This is a genomic window from Yersinia aldovae 670-83 (assembly GCF_000834395.1).
GTDB lineage: Bacteria > Pseudomonadota > Gammaproteobacteria > Enterobacterales > Enterobacteriaceae > Yersinia > Yersinia aldovae.
In genome coordinates this window covers 567,254-587,282 of record NZ_CP009781.1, presented here as the reverse complement: position 1 = coordinate 587,282, position 20,029 = coordinate 567,254, and the positions used below count along the sequence as shown (strand labels likewise).

The window sequence follows — 20,029 nt, the reverse complement described above, 5'->3', positions numbered from 1 at the left end:
GGGAACATAAAATAATAGTAGCGCTTTATTGGGTTAAAATTTTGAAACTACTACCTTATTGTTATGGTCGCGTCTCCTCTAAAGGTCAAGTGAGTCATTAACATAGATTTGTCACCCACCGAACAATAAATAACCACCAATTAGTGATTAAATCTATTTTTTATTTTATTGCTAGCATTTTATATATGATTAATTAAGCTTATCTATTTGAATATATCGTTATTTTATTGCAATCAAATCTACGTAAATTTTTTGGTTATCAGGGATAGGATAACGGGGATAAGTTGTACCGGCGTGTTGGATGTCCATCTAAAATGTGTAAAAATTTCGCCACAGACAACTAATTGATTTACACTAGATCTGAGCAATATTTTGTTACTAATAGGATTTAATCAGTGAAAAAACATCATATAAAAATGGCGCGCATGAAAACTCTGGCTGCTTTAACTATTGCCACGGCTGTTTGTATGCCAGCGGCGATGGCAGGAACCTGGTCTCTGGGGGCGTCGGCATTGGTTAGCCCAGATCCCTATCGTGGCAAGAATGACCGCGTATATCCTGTACCCATCATTACTTACGAAAGTGATAATTTCTACTTTCGTACTTTAGCTGCGGGCTATTACTTGTGGAAAGATGATAATAACCGCTTATCAATTGATGCCTATTATTCACCACTGCACTTCAAACCGAGTGACAGTGATGACCAACAGATGAAACAGTTAGATAAACGACGCAGCACCCTGATGGCGGGGATGTCATATTCTCACATTGAGGACTGGGGAACATTGCGAACCATGTTCTCAGGTGATGTGCTGGATAACAGCAACGGTTTTGTCGGGGATCTGGCCTATTTATACCGTTATACCGTCGATAGCTGGACACTGATACCCGGAGCCGGTGTGAGCTGGAACAGCAGTGATCAAAATGGTTATTACTATGGTGTAAGTGGCGCTGAATCCGCGCGCAGTGGCTTTGCGCAATATAACCCAAGCGATAGCTGGTCACCGTATTTGGAACTGTCTGCTCATTACACTATCAACCCAAACTGGAATGCCTTCTTTACGGGCCGTTATATCCGTCTGTCTAATGAAGTGAAAAATAGCCCGGTGGTTGATAAATCCTATACCGGTGTGCTGTGGACTGGCGTGACTTATACTTTCCGCTGATAAATACAGTAACAAATTGAATCATAAAAAATGGGGCTAATGCCCCATTTTTATTGTCAAAATCAAGTGTTCTTACGGCTACGAAGCGTCATGGCTAACCGGGCGGGCGCATCTACCGTTGCGACCAATGGCTTACTCACCCGTGCGGTTTCAACGCAAACCATCGTCTTATAACCCTCATTGGGCATATCCACCATGCTGCTGGATAATTCAGCGCCTGGGTTCCAGGCAACCACATCACTTTGGTGATGGTGATGTATTTCAATGGTACGCTGCAACGCGGCATCTTTTATCAGGCTGTAGGCTTCAGGATGAGTATAAATCCGGTCTGTCTGGCCATTAAACACCAAATCACCGTGCTGGGTTGCATCCGCAACCTTCAATACTTTATCTAAGTATTTCTCCCCCAGCCCACTGACCTTAATTTGGTTGATATCGCCAATCTGGAAGTATGTGTGCAGTGCTGCTTCCGCTTGATATTCACCGTGCGATTCCAACTCAACTTCACATTCATCACCCAATTTAAAGCGCGCGATTAAAGTGAAGGCATGTGGCCATAGCTGACGAGAAGCGTCGCTATCTTCCAACGTGAAGGTCAGGATGACACCATTTTCATTCTCATCATGGGCGCTAAGTACCCACGGCAGAATACGTGCAAAGCCGTGTGAGGGTTGCGCCGTTGGGCCAAACCACGGCCAGCAAATGGGTACGCCGCCACGAATCGCCACACCCTCTTTAAACGGTGTGTTATTGCTCAGCCAAATAATCGGTTGTTCACCACTGGGTTGGTAAGCCAACAGATGGGCACCTTGCAGGCTTATGGCTGCACGAACTTTCGGATGAGAGACAACCACGACCGGTAACTCATCCAGTTGGCGCTGGCTGATATAGGGAGAGATTTGTTCGACAATAGGCAGGGTGAATACTTTCTCGTTCATTCGTTTGGCCTTATGAGAAAAGGGGCTGGATATCCATTGAACTTCAGACTCTTGATAATATCACAGGCTTAAAATCTTGCAGCACATCGCCGATAAAGTCGTGTGAATCATTGATATTGCGCAATTTTTTGTCGTGGAGCAACGGACGAAGGTTCGGAACACACTGTATCAACAATAAAAAAGCCACCCGAAGGTGGCTTTTGGCAGAAATCTACATCAATCCATTATTTGGAGATGTGAGAGATCAAATCCAGAACTTTGTTTGAGTAGCCAGTTTCGTTATCGTACCAAGAAACCAGTTTCACAAAGTTGTCGTTCAGCGCGATACCGGCTTTAGCATCGAATACTGAAGTCAGTTTTTCGCCGTTGAAATCGGTAGAAACAACGTCGTCTTCGGTGTAACCCAGAACGCCTTTCAGCTCGCCTTCTGAAGCCGCTTTGATGGCAGCACAGATTTCTTTGTAAGACGCTGGTTTTTCCAGACGTGCAGTCAGGTCAACAACTGAAACGTTAGGGGTAGGAACGCGGAACGCCATACCGGTCAGTTTGCCATTCAGTGCTGGGATAACTTTACCCACTGCTTTAGCCGCACCGGTAGAAGAAGGGATGATGTTCTGGGATGCGCCGCGGCCGCCGCGCCAGTCTTTGTGAGACGGGCCATCAACAGTTTTCTGAGTAGCGGTAGTGGCATGAACAGTGGTCATCAGCGCTTCAACGATACCGAACTTGTCGTTGATAACTTTAGCCAGTGGAGCCAGGCAGTTAGTAGTACAAGAAGCGTTAGAAACGATTTCCTGACCTGCGTATTCTTTATGGTTAACACCCATAACGAACATAGGGGTATCGTCTTTAGACGGGCCAGTCAGAACCACTTTCTTAGCACCTGCTGCGATGTGCTTACGTGCAGTTTCGTCAGTCAGGAACAGGCCAGTTGCTTCGGCAACAACGTCAACCTTAACTTCGTTCCACTTCAGGTTAGCCGGATCTCTCTCTGCGGTAACACGGATGGTTTTACCGTTAACAACCAAGTGGCCGTCTTTTACTTCTACAGTACCGTCGAAACGACCGTGGGTAGAGTCGTATTTCAGCATGTACGCCATGTATTCAGCGTCCAACAGATCGTTGATTGCAACGATTTCGATGTCAGAACGTTCCTGAGCAGCACGGAAAACAATGCGACCGATACGGCCAAAACCGTTGATACCTACTTTGATAGTCATATATTCCACCAGCTATTTGTTAGTGAATAAAAGGTTGGTTGTAAAATTACAAAAACCTTACCGAGCGTCAAGCGGAATCGTGTCAATTATTGCTACAAATCAAACCAACAACGGTAGATCGAACATTAATCGCACGTTTCCAGATTCGATTAGCCTAATTTTTATATTGGGGCGAATTATTCAGTTTAAAGTGAGAATCAGTAATATTTGCGATTTTTATCACATTTACACTGTTGCCGCTTCGATGGCATACAGTTTAGGACAATTTTAACTGCTTTGTTGTTAATTTTTTGTTATTATTAGACGTTGTTTTCGTTGATATTATTTCCTGCCAGAGAAGCGCACAAATGGCTAAAGAACAGAACCCTACCGAAAATATTGAAAAATTGTCTGATATTCAGCGGCATGTTACCCAACAGCGCGGGACTGAAGCCCCTTTTAGCGGCAAATTGCTACATAATAAACGCGATGGCGTCTATCAATGCCTGTGTTGCCATCAGCCACTGTTTATCTCTGAGTCAAAGTTTGATTCTGGTTGTGGCTGGCCGAGCTTTTATCAACCAATTAAAGACGATTCAATTCGCTATATTGATGATAACTCACATAATATGCAGCGAATTGAAATTCGCTGTGGTCATTGTGATGCTCACTTGGGGCATGTATTCCCTGACGGGCCGCAGCCAACCGGGGAGCGCTATTGCGTGAACTCGGCCTCATTGAACTTTGTTGATGACGATAATGGCGAACAGATTGCGGGCTGATAACGGCCTGGTATGCAGTTTGAAAAAACGATTCAGCTTATTATTCGTTTATCTAAGGATGCTCTGATGGAGCTTGAAGACCTGATTTCCGTGATGACACCTGAAATCTACCAGCGCTTGATGCAAGCGGTAGAGTTAGGTAAATGGCCAGACGGTGTGGTTTTGACGCCAGAACAGAAAGAGAACAGCTTACAGATGGTGATGCTGTGGCAGGCCCGTCACAACAAGGATGCGCAGCATATGAGCATCGGCACCGATGGGCAGATAGTGATGAAAACCAAGCAAGAGTTGAAGCAGCAGTTTAGCCAACCGATGCTGGCAAAGTTGAAGCCTGAGTAAGGTTTTTTAAGCGGTATTACTGGCGCAGGAAGAGCGTTCTCACTGCGCCACTATTAGCGCCGACTTAGGGGTTAATGACCAAACTATTACCCCGCTGAACTGACTTCAGCAAGATTGGGTTGCGACTAAAAATTGTTGCAATGTGAGTTGCTGTGCACCCGCATCGCTCATGGCTTTAAATGCAACCGCACTGTCCTGCGGTTGCAGATTGACCCCACGGCAACCGTCGCTGATCACGGTTGTTTTATAGCCCAGCGCTAATGCATCAAGCACGCTGTATTTCACGCAGTAATCTGTCGCCAGCCCCATAATGAACAAATTCTCCACACCTTGTCGCCTTAACCATGCATCCAATGACGTTTTGGCTCGTTTCCCATTATCAAAGAAAGCGCTATAGCTATCGATGTCTGGATCTTGCCCCTTACGGAAAACCTGTTCGATGGCATCTTGCTGTAGCAGAGGATGAAAGGCGGCCCCAGCTTGGTGCTGAACGCAATGCACCGGCCACCAGACTTGCACCAGCCCATTCAACTCGCCAATAGTTCCCTGTTTAGCATTTGAATTGATGGCAAAGCTGCGGTGTTCGGCAGGGTGCCAATCCTGACTGGCGATAACGGGGATCTGTTGTGCGATACAAGCCCCGATCGCCTGGTTAGCAATCTCAATGACACGGTCGCCTTCTGCGACAGCTAACGCGCCACCTGGGCAGAAATCATTTTGCAAATCAATCAAGAGTAGGGCTGTGTTCATTGAAACTCCGCAGGATCAATTCGTGTCGGTTAATTCGCCGCGCAAGTTCTGCTGCATCAACTCGCGGATCTCTTCAGGCGTGAGCGCCTGGCTCAATAAATAATGCAGCTTTGTCAGGGCGGCTTCAACGGTCATGTCAAATCCACTGATCACCCCCGCGTTAGCTAGTGCATTGCCAGTGGCGTAACCGTCCATATTGACCCGGCCAGAAATGCATTGCGTCAGATTCACCACCACAATACCGCGTTCGCTGGCATTTTTTAACTCATCCAATAATTCGGCTTTCTGTGGTGCGTTTCCCACACCATAAGAGCGCAAAATCAAAGCCTTTACCGGCTGAAGCAAGAAGTTACGCACCACCGCACCGGATATTCCTGGATAAATAGTCACCACCCCAATCGGTTGAGGGGTGATGCTATGCACAATCAATGGCCCATTATTGACCGGTGACTCAACGGACACCATACGACGGATATGAATCCCGGCTTCAAGCAACACCGAGAGATTGGGTGAAGCGAAAGCATCAAAACCATCTGCATGAGCTTTAGTGGTGCGGTTGCCACGGAACAGTTTGTTGTTGAAGAATAAGCTGACTTCATTCACCGGATGATTAGCCGCCAGATAGAGCGCATTTAGCAAGTTGGTTTGCCCATCAGAGCGTAATTCTGCTAAGGGAATTTGTGACCCTGTCACAATGACCGGCTTCGCCAGGTTCTCCAACATAAAAGAGAGTGCCGAGGCGGTAAACGCCATCGTGTCAGTACCGTGCAGAATCACAAAACCGTCATACAAATCATAATTCTGCTGAATGTCATTAGCGATATGCTGCCAATCCTCTGGTGTCATATCAGAGGAGTCAATTAACGGGGCGTATTCATGGATAGTAAAATCAGGCATTTCTGGCCGATGGAACTCAGGCATCAAGGCCAGTTGGCGCTGCAAGTGGCCAGATACCGGGATATAGCCGTGATCAGAACGTTGCATACCAATAGTACCGCCGGTGTAGGCGACATAAATAGATTTCTTCTGCATGGCGGGGCGACCTGAAAATGAGTGCGAAGTGAGATGGGTGAATTATAGGGAGCCTGACGAATAAAAAAAGCCCGGCAGGTGCCGGGCGGAGTATTTATCTTTCTTTTGGTGAATTATCTAGCGGACATCACCACAATTTAAGCATAACGCATAACGCATAGCGATTCTGCGGATCGTTCAAGGTGTTAAGCAAACTCGGTTTATCTTTAACGGCCTGTGCCATCGCAGATATCGGAGCCGGTAGCATCGCTTGAATGGCTGAAGGTAGTATCGCCTGAATGGATACGTTCATTTGACCCAAGATCATATCGCTCAGGCTTGGCTCATCAATAAACCAGTTCAACTGCCAGGTTTTCAGTTGTGCCAGTTCAGCGACTTTCTTAACGGCGTCGTCAAAATCTCCCAACTGGTCTACCAGACCATTACTTTTGGCGTCCACGCCTATCCACACATGGCCCTGAGCGATTTGATCCACCTGCTCTGGCGTTTTGTGGCGAGAGGTTGCCACCAGGTCAATAAAGGTCTTATAGCCATTTTCGATATTAATTTGCATCATCTGAGCGAACTCAGGTGGCAAGTTTTTGGTGATGGAGATATCAGCCAGTGGTGACGTTGCTACGCCATCGGTGTGTACGCCAATACTTTCCAGCGTATTTTGGAAGGTATTAATCACACCGAATATCCCAATCGAACCGGTCAGGGTGCTCGGGCTGGCGACAATATAGTTCGCCGGTGTTGAGATCCAATAGCCACCAGAGGCTGCCATTCCACCCATTGACACCACCAATGGCTTATTAGCCGCGCGCAGTGCAGTCAATTCAGAGCGAATCAACTCAGAGGCGCTCACGCTGCCGCCTGGGCTGTTTACCCGCAGGACAACCGCTTTAATCTTCGGATCTAGCCGTGCCTGACGGATTTGAGCTGCCAGCGTATCGCCGCCGACGTTGCCTGGCGTTTGTGGCCCATCAATAATGGCTCCGTTAGCAAAAATAACCGCTATCTGGCCGCCTTGTTGTGGGACAGCCATCGGCTGATAGTCATAGATACTGACGTAATTAAAGTCATTACTCTTTTTATCCCAGCCGAAGGTTTTGACCAACTCAGTCTCAACATCAGGGCGTGAAGCCAACTGATCAACCAATTTACTGGTGAGCGCGTATTGGGCAGGAGAGCCACCCGCGGCTTGCAATCCACTGATCACGCCAGCCGCGCCGGGGAACAGTTGCTCAGGTGTTAATTGGCGGTTAGCCGCGACCGCGGTGAGGTAGTTTTGCCATAAACCGCCAATCCAACGGCTATCCGCTTCACGGGCTGCTGGTGACATATCATCACGGATCATGGGTTCGACCGCAGACTTATAGGTTCCGACGCGGAAGATATTGGTGGTGACCTGAAGTTTTTCCAGCAACGATTTGTAATAAAGGTTATTACTGGCAAAACCATGTAAATCCACCGCACCTTGGGGTGACAGGTAAATTTTATTGGCAAAACTGGCTAAATAATATTGGGTTTGATTGTAACTATCGCCAATAGCATAAATGGGTTTACCACTGTCACGGAACTCACGCAGTGCTTTACCCATATATTGTAGCGACGGTTGATCCGCACCGGTAAAATCACTCAGTGATAGCACCAGGCCGGTAATATTATTATCGTTTTTTGCTAAACGGATAGTATCAACGATATCGAACAGCGAGTTTTCCTGTAAACGATTACTGGATGACCCTAATAACTCGCGGCCCAATTGACGCAACTTATTATTGACGGCCGGTTGATCCACCACCACGCCAGTTAAATTAACCAGCAAAGCGCCTTTAACCGGTTCGACCGGTTTGCTTTGAAACTGAAGGTAAATACCGACGCCGACTAAAATGAGCAGTATCAGGAAAAGATTAAGAATAAACTCTCTGACAAAATTCAGCAGACGCCATGTCCACTTGAAAAAGCCAGCAATAATTCGCCACAAAGTGCGCATGTTATCTCCAACAAAACCGAGCAAGTAGGGATATCCTAATGACCTGACGAATAAAAGTCAGCTTTAAATCACTGTTGAGCCTAGCTGAAAGGTCAACGCTGGCAACAAAACGACAACTTATGCTACCTTGCTGAAAATGAAAATCGTTATCAGGAGAAAATGATGGATGCATTAGAACTGTTACTTAACCGCCGTTCGGCATCACGTTTAGCGGCTCCGGCCCCAGTTGGAGAGGCGTTAGACCATATTATTCACGCCGGAATGCGAGCGCCGGATCATGGCACATTGCAGCCCTGGCGCTTTGTTTTGATCGAAAATGACGGGCTGGAGCGTTTTAGTCAGTTGTTACAAAAAGCCGTTCAACATGATGGTGCGGATGATGCGGTGCTGGAGAAAGCGAAAAATGCGCCTTTCCGCGCACCACTGATTATTACCGTGATTGCCCACATTACTGAAAATGGCAAAGTGCCTAACTGGGAACAGGTGGTTTCTGCCGGTTGTGCGGTGCAAGCGATGCAAATGGCAGCTTTGGCACAAGGCTTTAATGGTATCTGGCGTACCGGCTCCTGGACTCACCATCCGGTTGTTCGTCAAGGTTTTGCCTGCCGTGAACAAGATGAAATTGTTGGTTTTCTCTATCTCGGTACTCCGTTACTGAAGTCTTCGACCAAAGTGACCCCACCGGATTACAGCACTTTTGTTCGCCACTTCTAACAATAACCTCGTTTTGTCAGGTGGCCGTGACGCAACTTTTGCCTTTTTCCGGCAATACGCTGCGTTTTCGGCTGCTTTGTGACCAACCTATCTGCCCGACCATCGCCCTGTACTTACCAAGACATGCTATAGACGCTACCATAGGCTGTTGGGATATTGGCCCTGCGTGCATCATTCCTGACCGAACAGCCTTGTTTATTGATTAACGTGCTCATTATTGAACCACCAAACGGGAGAGTGTTATGACATCGCCAGCGATACGTCTTACTCAATACAGCCACGGAGCGGGCTGCGGTTGCAAAATTTCACCGAAAGTATTGGATAAAATTTTGCACTCCGAGCAACAGCAGTTTTTTGATCCCCGTTTGTTGGTAGGGAATGAAACCCGTGATGACGCCGCCGTTTATGATATCGGCAGTGGTGTTGGGATTATCAGCACTACCGATTTTTTTATGCCGATCGTTGACGATCCTTTCGATTTTGGCCGCATTGCTGCAACAAATGCTATCAGTGATATCTATGCGATGGGCGGCAAACCGATTATGGCGATAGCCATTCTGGGCTGGCCGATTGATAAACTGGCACCCGAAATCGCCCGACGGGTTATCGAAGGTGGGCGGCAGGTTTGCCAACAGGCAGGTATTTCCCTGGCCGGAGGCCATTCTATCGATGCACCGGAGCCGATTTTTGGTTTAGCGGTCACGGGGGTGGTCAGTACCGAGCAGGTAAAGAAAAATAGCGCGGCAAAAGCGGGATGCAAACTATTTCTAACCAAACCCTTAGGTATCGGCATTTTAACGACGGCTGAGAAGAAAAGTAAATTGCGGCCAGAGCATCAAGGCGTTGCCACGGAAACCATGTGTCAGTTGAATAAATCGGGCGCTGATTTTGCGCATATCCCCGGTGTCACCGCAATGACGGATGTGACCGGGTTTGGCTTGCTCGGCCATTTGAGCGAAATATGCCAGGGTTCAGGCGTTCAGGCGACGTTGCATTTCTCCGCTATCCCGCGTTTACCTGCCGTCGAAGACTATATTGCTGAAGGGTGTGTACCCGGCGGTACTGGACGAAACTTTGACAGCTATGGTCATCTGATCGGCGTAATGTCTGACTTACAGCGAACGTTGCTATGCGACCCACAAACGTCGGGGGGGTTACTGTTGGCCGTGCTGCCTGATGCACAGGCTGATGTGCAGGTGATTGCGGCGCAATATGGCATAACACTCAACCCTATTGGTGAGTTAACTAAGGCTGTGAGTGGCCGGGCGCTGATTGAGATTGCAGAATGACTTTTCCTTGGATGTCTTTTTTTATGTATTCGTGCGGTGAATGATGCGACTGTTTATTGCCGAAAAACCCAGTTTGGCGCGGGCAATTGCGGATATCTTGCCAAAACCGCATCGTCGGGGTGATGGATTCATTGCCTGTGGCAATGATCAAATGGTGACCTGGTGTGTCGGCCATTTACTGGAACAGGCCCAACCGGATGCTTACGACAGCCGTTATGCTCGCTGGTCGCTGGCCGATTTACCGATTATTCCCGAAAAATGGCAGTTACAACCACGTCCCTCAGTCAGTAAGCAACTGAATGTTATCAAGCAATTGTTGCTGCAAGCCGATGAAGTGGTCCATGCCGGTGACCCTGATCGCGAAGGACAACTGCTGGTTGATGAAGTATTGGACTATTTGGATTTGGTCGCAGAGAAGCGGCAAAATGTACGCCGCTGCTTGATTAACGATTTAAACCCGCAAGCCGTGGAGCGCGCCGTGGAGCGATTGCGCTATAACCGCGAGTTTATTCCGCTTTGTGTCTCCGCCCTGGCACGGGCCAGAGCCGATTGGCTCTACGGCATTAATATGACGCGGGCCTATACCATTCTTGGGCGTAATGCGGGCTACGACGGTGTCTTATCGGTCGGCCGGGTACAAACGCCGGTATTAGGGCTGGTGGTGCGCCGCGATGAAGAAATAGAAGATTTTGTTGCCAAAGATTTTTTTGAAGTTAAAGCCCATATCGTCACACCGGCTGATGAGCGCTTTATTGCGCTATGGCAGCCGAGTGATTCTTGCGAATCTTATCAGGATGAAGAAGGGCGCTTGTTACACCGGCCACTGGCAGAACACGTTGTTAATCGTATTGCGGGTCAGCCTGCACTTGTCACATCCTATAATGATAAACGGGAATCAGAAACCGCGCCGTTGCCATTCTCGCTTTCTACCTTGCAGATTGAAGCGGCAAAACGATTCGGGCTAAGTGCGCAGCAAGTGCTGGATATTTGCCAGCGTTTATATGAAACGCACAAATTGCTTACGTATCCTCGTTCGGATTGCCGATACCTACCTGAAGAGCATTTTGCCGGGCGTCATGCTGTACTCAATGCCATCAGTATTCATCAGGCTGATTTATTGCCGCTGGAAGTGATGGACAGTGATAGGCGTAATCGCTGTTGGGATGACAAAAAAGTGGATGCTCACCATGCCATTATCCCGACGGCGCGGACAAGTAAGGTGAATCTGACGGTAGATGAGGGCAAGGTTTACCGGCTGGTGGCACAACAATATTTGATGCAGTTTTGCCCTGATGCGCAGTTTCGTAAATGTGTTATTGAACTGGATATTGCCGGGGGGAAATTTGTCGCTAAAGCCCGTTTTCTGGCCGAGGCGGGCTGGCGAACCTTATTAGGCAGTAAAGAGCGTGATGAAGAGAATGAAGGTGCGCCTTTGCCGGTGGTTGAGAAGGGCGCTGAATTATTGTGTGAGCGCGGGGAGGTTGTCGAGCGGCAAACTCAGCCCCCACGGCCATTCACCGATGCCAGCTTATTATCTGCCATGACCGGTATTGCGCGCTTTGTGCAGGATAAAGAGTTGAAGAAAGTGTTACGCGCCACCGACGGTTTAGGTACAGAAGCAACCCGTGCCGGCATCATCGAATTGCTCTTTAAGCGAACGTTTTTGTTTAAGAAAGGGCGTTATATCCATGCCAGCCCCGCAGGGAGAGCATTGATTCATGCATTGCCTGATATTGCCGCACGGCCAGATATGACGGCACACTGGGAGTCAACGCTGACACAAATCAGTGAGAAAAACTGTCGTTATCAGGATTTTATGCAACCGCTGGTGGCCACGTTGCAGAGTTTAATCAGTCAGGCAAAACAAAATCGGTCACCTCAGGCTTTCCGTGGGTTGCCAGCCGCGCCTTCTGCTGCGGCAACCCAAAAACGTAAGAGAACACCGTCTAAGGCCAAGGAGAATAAAGCATGAGAACATGGGGAGTGTTGGGCTGTATTAGCTTTGTTACGCTGATGTCTGGTGCGGCAATGGCTAACCGTAACAATGTTGATGTCGTGGTGCCACTGCCGCCAGAGGTATGGAATAACTCAGCAAATCGCAATACTAACAATAACCCCTGTACTCGCTGCTGCGTTTATCAAAACCAGAACTATTCGGAGGGCGCGGTATTACGCGTGGACGGTGAGGTGTTACAATGTGTGCGAGATTCAAACGTTATTGGTACCAACCCACTGATTTGGAAACGATTAACCCGATAATGGCTAATCAATGACGGCCTGCTGCCGGGAGATAAATGCGTCCAGCAGTGGAATATCAGCGGGAGCTAACGGGTAGAGATAAGCCTGCTGCGGTGTCAGCCAGACAATTGCTGAGTGGCAATTTAGCTCTGGCTCACCGCTGAAATGTATCACATGCCAGCCATGCAGGCGGATAGTCTGGTGGCCCGAATCCCACTGATTGGTTCCAATATAGCCAGATATCGTCGCTTCAATCCCCAGTTCTTCAGACAATTCACGCATCAGCGCCTGAGGTTGGCTTTCTTCAGCCTCAACCTTGCCGCCAGGAAACTCCCATAAACCGGCCTGATCACGATCTGCATCTCGTCGAGCCAATAAGATCTTTCCATCTTGTTCTATTATTGCGGCAACGACATCAATCATTTTAGGCAAACCTTCATTTTGGCTAACATCTACTGTGCTGGGCTTATTGCTGAAATTGAAGATAGGTAACATTGAGTAATGGCCCCATTTTCATGCGGGGCCAATAGGCATCAGAGCGCGAATTCAGACCATACCGGCGCGTGGTCTGACGGTTTTTCCATGCTGCGAATATCGTAATCAATCCCTGTGGCAATGCAGCGAGCGGCCAGCGGTTGGCTGGCTAGCAATAAATCTATGCGTAAGCCCCTGTTTTCATCAAACCCGCGTGAACGGTAATCAAACCATGAAAACTGCTGATTACAATCAGGATTTGCTGCGCGGAAAGTATCAACCAGGCCCCAATTTTGTAAGCGTTCCAGCCATGCCCGCTCTTCTGGCAGGAATGAGCATTTACCGGTACGCAGCCAGCGCTTACGGCTCTCCTCACCAATACCGATATCCAGATCGGTCGGGCTGATATTTAAATCACCCATAATCAGCACTTGCGCATCGGCAGAAAGTTGTTGTTCCAGATAATGTTGTAAATCTGCATAAAAACGCTCTTTAGCTGGAAACTTAGTGGGGTGATCGCGACTTTCCCCTTGCGGGAAGTAGCCATTAATGACCGTTAATGGACCTTGCGGTGTAGCGATATCCGCCATAATAATCCGACGTTGAGCATCTTCTTCATCGGTAGGGAAACCACGACGCACCGCTAAAGGCTCTTGCTTTGTCAGTAACGCAACACCGTAATGGCCTTTCTGCCCATGATAAAATACGTGATAACCATGTTGGCTAACGTCTTCCAGAGGAAACATATCGTCATGCACCTTTGTTTCCTGAAGACCAATGACATCGGGCTGGTGTTGCTCGATTATAGCCGCTAGTTGATGAGGTCTTGCACGTAGGCCATTGATATTAAAAGAAACAAATTTCATGATCAGCACCGTTTATCGCTAAAAAAGTAGATAAATTTTAACAGAAACAGAGTGAAAATGTAATGCACTGTCGGCGGCTAATGTTAGCTAAATAGGCGTGCGTTGCGATATTAGGTGTTAACCCGTGTGACGGTACTTAATGATCTCAAATCATGTGAATCTTTAAAGTGTCAATATTACGAACAGCTTGCGAAGCGTTATTTATAGATAGAGAGATAAGTGATTTTCATAGTTAATAAGGAAAGCATATCTTTTTCTATATCAATCTTAAGTTAAATTGTTTTGTGGTTTTTTATTTTATAAATGCAGCCGCATTGAATTATAAAACAAACTCCAATCTTATATTTCTATTTTCACCTCAAGTTAACTCTTAAAAAACAATATCATGCAAGATGATATTCATTCCGACTCAATTAATACGAGTGTTATCTCTCGATTAAATTAAAAAACACTTATTATCGTCGGTGTTTGTCCTTTTTTATACACTGGTCTGTTAATTGATTTTGTAACGGTAAGAATAAAAAATAGTTATTAAATATCATGGATCTACGGTGTTATGTCTGTTAAAAATGTGTGTGATTTTAAGATGAAAATACACAGATAATTTAGGTTTAGTCTGTAATGTAAAAAGTTAACGATATAGACGTCTATGCGATATCTATTTTATTATTCATCTTTTAATTATTATAAATCAAATTTATATATATATTTTATTAATGTATTAAACATTATCTACAGTAAACAACTCACACGTAGACATGTTTATAGTTTGTGGTTTTCTGATGAACTTTTGATGCAAAGGATTGGTGAACTATGTTTTTATCTAGAAAGCTGGAAGCCTTTATGGCTGTAGTTGAAAATGGCTCATTAAGTAAGGCGGCAAGAGTAATGAATAGAACTACACCTCCAGTAGCTAAGTCTATTAAGGACTTTGAAAATATAATAGGTAAAAAACTATTTAAACGAGAGAAGTTCGGTATGAGTTTGACCAGAGATGGAGAGGTTTTATATAACGACCTGAAGGATTTATATCAGCAAGAAAAGGAAATTACCAAGAAGCACCTTACTGGTCATGTATCCAATGTCATCAATATTTATTACGATTGGGGTAAAAGCGAGAATTTGACAAGATTATATAAAGTGGCAGAAAAAAATAACATACAAGCCAATATAATTAAGTTTTATTATGAGAATATTGATGACATTGGGGATTATGATGGTAACTCCCTTATCCTAACATCTGAGAAGATAACCAGTGAAAGATTTACATTGCTTAACGACGTTCCCGACTCAGGTTTTGGCATCTATGGAAGGAAAGATATAATAAATGAAAGCAAAGATATCATAAGTATACTTTATAACAATATTTGGTTGTGTAACCCTACGTTATATAAAAGTAAATTTGTGAAATCACTGGAGGAATCCGTTAAAAAACAACACAGTAAGGTAAGTATTAGGCAGGTGGACAGCTTAGGGTGTTGCTTGAACTTTATCTACTCAGGTCGGTATATTTGTATTACTGATTCAATGATGGATGACTTTAATGGTGATTCTAAACTTGAATTCGTCAATCTGGCTAATTTCCAAGATGAGAATAGGCTATATTTTTACAAATCACGTTCACACTCTAGTGTCTTGAATAGACTCATCGATTACATCTACACATTGGAATAATATTATTTAGCATCTTAACGTCGTAATAATCATTATTATGATACAGGCGGTTTATTTGTCATCGCCTTGCATTGCGTGTATTTATCTTTTTTTTGGCGTAAACCTTGTCGAAGGTGCTTACCTTCCCCGGTGTGGGTACTATTTTGATTATGATGATTGGTATTGAGAGGAGGCTTACAGCAATAGATGGTGGTGGGGGAAGGATTATTCGTCACTTCGTTCCTCACCCTTTGGGCCGCCACTGCGTGTCGTTGACTCGCTACGCTCGGCTCGAACCTGCGTCGAAGGTTTTCACCTTCCCCTCAGTGGCTCATTTGGATTCTTAACGCTGAATCGGCTTGAGACTCAAGGTTAAAAATGGTGGTGGGGGAAGGATTCGAACCTTCGAAGTCGATGACGGCAGATTTACAGTCTGCTCCCTTTGGCCGCTCGGGAACCCCACCACTGAATTCGTGGTTTTTAATACGTGGCCGTACTTTGTGCTAATTATTAGAGCGTTAATGGTGGTGGGGGAAGGATTATTCGTCACTTCGTTCCTCACCCTTTGGGCCGCCACTGCGTGTCGTTGATTCGCTACGCTCGGCTCGAACCTGCGTCGAAGGTTTTCACCTTCCCCTCAGTGGCTCATTTGGATTCTTAACGCTGAATCGGCTTGAGACTCAAGGTTAAAAATGGTGGTGGGGGAAGGATTCGAACCTTCGAAGTCGATGACGGCAGATTTACAGTCTGCTCCCTTTGGCCGCTCGGGAACCCCACCACTGGCCTTACCGCTTATCAACGCTGTCTTGGTAAGCGGGCGCATCATATCAAATGAAGCGCCCCTGTAAAGACTTGAAGTGAAAAAAACAATTTGTTCGGTGTTTTTTTGCGCGCGACGACGGTTATCTGGACAATAAATATAGATTTATTGTGTGCTTATAGAATGATAGTCCGGTTTCCGTAAACAAAAACACGCTGCGCCAGTACCTGATAAAGCGCGCGGCTTAACACATTCTTTTCTACGTCACGCCCTGCCCGCATCATATCTTCGGCTGTATATGAGTGATCAACATGAATCACATCCTGCATAATAATGGGGCCTTCATCCAGGCATTCATTAACATAATGTGCAGTCGCGCCAATGATTTTTACGCCACGTTCGTAGGCTTGATGATAAGGGCTGGCACCAATAAATGCGGGTAAAAATGAGTGGTGGATATTAATTATCTTATTAGGATAATTTTGAACAAAAGCGGGTGTTAGTACGCGCATGTATTTTGCCAACACGACGTAATCTGGTTGGTACGAATCAATTTGTGCCATTAAAAGCGCGTTATGTTCCTCTCTGCTCAGACCTTCATGGCTAATCAGATGGAAAGGAATATCAAAGCGCTCAACCAGACTCTGCAATGTATTGTGGTTAGAGATGACCGCAGCAATTTCCACCTCCAGGCCACCGTAAGCACTTTTCATTAATAAGTCGCCGAGGCAGTGTGCTTCTTTCGTTATCATGATAACTATACGGCGTCGTCCTGCCGGATGTAATTCTCTAACGGTGCCGTGCGGTAAGGCACTGTCCAAATCTGCCAGCAAGGTGGTATCATTAAAAATCCCCTCAAGCTCAGTGCGCATAAAGAAACGCCCCGTCAGATGATCGACAAATTCGTTATTCTGAACAATATTCAGTTCATGTTTGTAGCAAATATTGGTGATTTTTGCGATCAAGCCTTTGGCATCAGGACAGATGGTGCGTAATACTTTTTTTTGTACGTTTTGGTGTGGCATAAAGTGGTAAATCCTGTCTTAACATGATTTGATGTTGTGTAAGTGTTTGATATTACTGCATGGCAATGGACTATCTCTTGATTAACGCCCGCAGCATTTTTTATATTTTTTCGCCGAACCGCAAGGGCAGGTATCATTTCGACCTACTGCTGGTCGGACTCCATCGATATAGTACCAGTGTTCTTTTATACGAAGGAAGCGCGAACGTTCATGCATGGCGGTTATCTGAGGATTATTTGCATCAGTGGAGCGGGCGATAAATTCAACAAAAGCTTCATCATTATGGCTACCCGCTGTTTCCGCGACCACCGTTAACCCACACCAGATAGTATTAGCAAAGCTCTGAACTATCCCCTCACGCCATTCTTGGGCATGGCAGTCAGGGTGCCAGGTACTTATCAGATAATCCGCATTCTTCTTTACGTAGGCGCAATAGCGTGAACGCATCAATATTGCTGGTTTTTCTGCCACCTGCGTTCCCAAATGGTAGGGCTGACAGCATTGCTGATACTCGCGCGTACTGCCGCATGGACACTGTTCTGACAAAATCTCTCCGAAATAATTAATAGTGCCACCCAGTCAGGTCGTTATCACGTAGCGGCAGGTTTAACAATGTAACGTTATAGGTATCATCTTACCTAATCACGGCGTGAGGTTCAAAATTGTTGATGCCACGGGATATCCGGCGTCATTTTAATTTTCGTGATGGTGATCACATAAAAACTTGACCGGTGTTTCATTATGGCGTAATTTGTAAAACGTGAAGTGTGTCACAAAATAAAAATGATATTTACAGGAATAAACAATGAAACTGATCAATAAAATCATCGCCATTTTTGAAAAAATGAATGTCTCTTTCGGTACTCTCAACGGTTAATTATTTCTCTACCACTAATAGATATCAAGAATATTCTGAAAAATAACTCTACGGATAGATAATAACACTATAGCCAGCGCGAGCTACCTGTGAAATGGCAGCATGACTTGCGATTATTTATGCGTAAAATTTATTGATAGACGATATTAAATGCTATAATTGAGTGTCATCCAGAATGTATTTCCTAAATGGTTACCCTTGCGGTGGCTATTTTGTATTTGTATGCCAGACAATAAATGATTATTTCCTCCTTTCCTATCGGTTGCCAGTTGATTAACTAACTATCCCCATCCAACGATTTCACCATATATAAACTTAATGGGTCATATTGATAATGGCCAAACACCGATGTGAACTTAAATCCAAAACATTGATAGAGCTTAATTGCTTCAGGCTGATAAACACCCGTCTCCAGGTAAATATCGTTTAAATTTAACTCGTTAGACTGATCAATTACCGTGGTTATCAGTAATTTCGCGATACCCAAACCGCGATATTCGGGTATGAAAAAAATACGCTTCACTTCCGGATATCTGCCTTCTGGCAGAACAAGTGCGGCGCATCCAACGGCCTGATTGTTAACGTTAGCAATATATACCAATGTTTTTACCTGCAGCATAACCTCTACAGGGTCGGCATAATTACTTTCTGCAGGATAGCGTGGCAGTTGGTACGCATCTAATTGTGCTATCAATGTCATCAGCGCAGGATTAAACAGATCTGTCTGGCATATCTCAATATTCACAGTATGTCCTTTGAAGGTAGCGTTATATATTGGTAATAATATGTAAATAGTTTGTATCACGCTAACAAAAGCATAGACTTATCACTATAGTCATAGAGGCGAAGTGATACACGATTCAAAACTGAGAGAGTACATTTGAGATATATCTTATGTTAAGGCTATCGGCGCTAATTTGAAAATTGAAGGATTACACCATTGATCATATCTCGATTTTAGCCCATTCCGTTTAGGGAAAACTTGCCAAAGCAAATTGAAAATGGATGCCATTGAATGAGAAAAATAAAAATAGGATTGGCGCTGGGTGCCGGGGCGGCTAAAGGATGGGCACACATTGGTGTAATTAATGCGCTGAATAAAATGGGTATCAGTATTGATGTCGTTGCAGGTTGTTCAGTGGGTTCATTGGTTGGAGCTGCTTATGCCAGCGATCATTTAGACGCAATGGAACGTTGGGTGCGTTCTTTCAAATATTGGGACGTTATTCGCATGATGGATTTTTCCTGGCAGCGGGGAGGGTTGTTACGCGGAGAGCGGGTGTTTAATGAGGTGAATAAAATCATCGACGTGCGTGACATTGCCGAATGTACGCTGCCTTTTGGCACCGTAGCGACGAATTTAACTACTGGCCGCGAACTGTGGCTTACTGAAGGTGATATTAAGCAGGCTATCAGAGCATCGTGCAGTATCCCTGGGTTATTTGCCCCCGTGTGGTTCGATGGTTATTGGTTGGTTGATGGGGCGGTTGTTAATCCGGTTCCGGTTTCGCTCGCAAGAGCTATGGGTGCTGACGTTGTTATCGCCGTTGATTTACAGCACGATGCCCATTTATTTCAGCAAGATTTATTTTCTTCACCCGCGGTTTCAGAAGATAAACCTATTGATCAGTCTGAAAGTTGGCAACGGCGGCTAAAAGGGCGGATTGCCAATCTTACGGCTAAATCTTCCAATAGTGCGCCTGGCGCAATGGAAATTATGTCTACCGCGATTCAGGTGTTAGAGAATCGCTTAAAACGTAATCGCATGGCTGGCGACCCTCCTGATATCTTAATACAGCCCTTTTGCCCACAAATCTCAATGCTGGATTTTCATCGTGCAGATGAAGCTATCGCCGCAGGGCAGTTAGCCGTAGAGATAAAAGCAGAACAACTAACTCATTTAATCAGAAATTGACAGTAGCTGAATCAGTATTAACAAAATATCACATGAC

The 20,029-nt window shown here is 45.6% G+C and carries 19 protein-coding genes, 2 tRNA genes, 2 other RNA genes and 1 pseudogene; 10 read left to right on the top strand and 14 right to left on the bottom strand.

Annotated features, from left to right (window positions below; translation table 11 throughout):
• Positions 1-14 precede the first annotated feature (14 nt).
• A pseudogene (locus tag AT01_RS22460) lies at positions 15-197 on the top strand (hypothetical protein).
• Positions 198-416: 219 nt separating this feature from the next.
• Entirely contained in the window at positions 417-1,166 is a 750-nt protein-coding gene (locus AT01_RS02700) for a MipA/OmpV family protein (RefSeq protein ID WP_391592606.1), read from the top strand.
• A 62-nt stretch (positions 1,167-1,228) separates the two neighbouring features.
• Here AT01_RS02700 and AT01_RS02695 read toward each other — a convergent pair whose 3' ends face one another.
• Entirely contained in the window at positions 1,229-2,104 is an 876-nt protein-coding gene (locus AT01_RS02695) for a D-hexose-6-phosphate mutarotase (protein ID WP_042545981.1), read from the bottom strand.
• Between the two features lie 224 nt (positions 2,105-2,328).
• A complete protein-coding gene (gapA, locus tag AT01_RS02690; protein ID WP_042545980.1) occupies positions 2,329-3,324 on the bottom strand; it encodes a glyceraldehyde-3-phosphate dehydrogenase in 996 nt (331 codons plus the stop codon).
• A 347-nt stretch (positions 3,325-3,671) separates the two neighbouring features.
• Here gapA and msrB point away from each other — a divergent pair, with 347 nt between their 5' ends.
• Positions 3,672-4,085: a peptide-methionine (R)-S-oxide reductase MsrB gene (msrB, locus tag AT01_RS02685; protein ID WP_042545979.1), complete on the top strand. Its 414-nt coding sequence runs from the start codon at positions 3,672-3,674 to the stop codon at positions 4,083-4,085.
• A gap of 66 nt (positions 4,086-4,151) precedes the next feature.
• Positions 4,152-4,424 carry a YeaC family protein gene (locus tag AT01_RS02680; protein ID WP_042548464.1) on the top strand — a complete coding sequence of 91 codons (273 nt, stop codon included), beginning with the start codon at positions 4,152-4,154 and terminating at the stop codon, positions 4,422-4,424.
• Positions 4,425-4,529: 105 nt separating this feature from the next.
• Here the strand turns inward: AT01_RS02680 and pncA are convergent, their stop codons facing one another.
• From pncA to sppA, 3 genes are all read right to left on the bottom strand, one after another.
• A complete protein-coding gene (pncA, locus tag AT01_RS02675) occupies positions 4,530-5,174 on the bottom strand; it encodes a bifunctional nicotinamidase/pyrazinamidase (RefSeq protein WP_042545978.1) in 645 nt (214 codons plus the stop codon).
• 15 nt (positions 5,175-5,189) lie between these two features.
• Complete coding sequence (ansA, locus tag AT01_RS02670; RefSeq protein WP_004699110.1) at positions 5,190-6,206, bottom strand: asparaginase; 1,017 nt, start codon at positions 6,204-6,206, stop codon at positions 5,190-5,192.
• 127 nt (positions 6,207-6,333) lie between these two features.
• A complete protein-coding gene (sppA, locus tag AT01_RS02665; RefSeq protein ID WP_407703522.1) occupies positions 6,334-8,181 on the bottom strand; it encodes a signal peptide peptidase SppA in 1,848 nt (615 codons plus the stop codon).
• A gap of 162 nt (positions 8,182-8,343) precedes the next feature.
• Between sppA and AT01_RS02660 the strand changes: the two genes are divergently transcribed.
• The 4 genes from AT01_RS02660 (at position 8,344) to AT01_RS02645 (ending at position 12,443) form a co-directional block, all read left to right on the top strand.
• Complete coding sequence (locus AT01_RS02660; protein WP_042545977.1) at positions 8,344-8,895, top strand: NAD(P)H nitroreductase; 552 nt, start codon at positions 8,344-8,346, stop codon at positions 8,893-8,895.
• A 242-nt stretch (positions 8,896-9,137) separates the two neighbouring features.
• On the top strand, positions 9,138-10,184 hold the full coding sequence (selD, locus tag AT01_RS02655) for a selenide, water dikinase SelD (RefSeq protein WP_042545976.1): 1,047 nt from the start codon (positions 9,138-9,140) through the stop codon (positions 10,182-10,184).
• 43 nt (positions 10,185-10,227) lie between these two features.
• A complete protein-coding gene (locus AT01_RS02650; protein ID WP_042545975.1) occupies positions 10,228-12,156 on the top strand; it encodes a DNA topoisomerase III in 1,929 nt (642 codons plus the stop codon).
• Complete coding sequence (locus AT01_RS02645) at positions 12,153-12,443, top strand: DUF1496 domain-containing protein (protein WP_042545974.1); 291 nt, start codon at positions 12,153-12,155, stop codon at positions 12,441-12,443. Before AT01_RS02650 ends, AT01_RS02645 begins: the two co-directional genes overlap by 4 nt.
• 3 nt (positions 12,444-12,446) lie before the next feature.
• Here AT01_RS02645 and AT01_RS02640 read toward each other — a convergent pair whose 3' ends face one another.
• Positions 12,447-12,845 (bottom strand): pyrimidine (deoxy)nucleoside triphosphate diphosphatase, encoded by a 399-nt coding sequence (locus AT01_RS02640; protein WP_042548463.1) that lies wholly within the window; start codon positions 12,843-12,845, stop codon positions 12,447-12,449.
• A 110-nt stretch (positions 12,846-12,955) separates the two neighbouring features.
• On the bottom strand, positions 12,956-13,762 hold the full coding sequence (gene xthA, locus AT01_RS02635) for an exodeoxyribonuclease III (RefSeq protein WP_042545973.1): 807 nt from the start codon (positions 13,760-13,762) through the stop codon (positions 12,956-12,958).
• An 813-nt stretch (positions 13,763-14,575) separates the two neighbouring features.
• Between xthA and AT01_RS02630 the strand changes: the two genes are divergently transcribed.
• Complete coding sequence (locus AT01_RS02630; RefSeq protein ID WP_042545972.1) at positions 14,576-15,436, top strand: LysR family transcriptional regulator; 861 nt, start codon at positions 14,576-14,578, stop codon at positions 15,434-15,436.
• Between the two features lie 187 nt (positions 15,437-15,623).
• Here the strand turns inward: AT01_RS02630 and AT01_RS20495 are convergent.
• The 7 genes from AT01_RS20495 to AT01_RS02605 form a co-directional block, all read right to left on the bottom strand.
• A non-coding RNA gene (locus tag AT01_RS20495) (RtT sRNA) lies at positions 15,624-15,751 on the bottom strand.
• Between the two features lie 43 nt (positions 15,752-15,794).
• Positions 15,795-15,879 (bottom strand) — tRNA-Tyr (locus AT01_RS02625).
• A 58-nt stretch (positions 15,880-15,937) separates the two neighbouring features.
• Positions 15,938-16,065: non-coding RNA, RtT sRNA (locus AT01_RS20490), on the bottom strand.
• Between the two features lie 43 nt (positions 16,066-16,108).
• A tRNA-Tyr gene (locus AT01_RS02620) sits at positions 16,109-16,193 on the bottom strand.
• Between the two features lie 158 nt (positions 16,194-16,351).
• Positions 16,352-17,200: a formyltetrahydrofolate deformylase gene (gene purU, locus AT01_RS02615; RefSeq protein ID WP_042545971.1), complete on the bottom strand. Its 849-nt coding sequence runs from the start codon at positions 17,198-17,200 to the stop codon at positions 16,352-16,354.
• Between the two features lie 81 nt (positions 17,201-17,281).
• Entirely contained in the window at positions 17,282-17,746 is a 465-nt protein-coding gene (locus AT01_RS02610) for a YchJ family protein (RefSeq protein ID WP_042545970.1), read from the bottom strand.
• 608 nt (positions 17,747-18,354) lie between these two features.
• A complete protein-coding gene (locus AT01_RS02605) occupies positions 18,355-18,822 on the bottom strand; it encodes a GNAT family N-acetyltransferase (RefSeq protein ID WP_082039528.1) in 468 nt (155 codons plus the stop codon).
• Positions 18,823-19,092: 270 nt separating this feature from the next.
• Between AT01_RS02605 and rssA the strand changes: the two genes are divergently transcribed.
• Entirely contained in the window at positions 19,093-19,992 is a 900-nt protein-coding gene (rssA, locus tag AT01_RS02600) for a patatin-like phospholipase RssA (RefSeq protein WP_042545969.1), read from the top strand.
• The last annotated feature ends 37 nt before the right edge of the window (positions 19,993-20,029 follow it).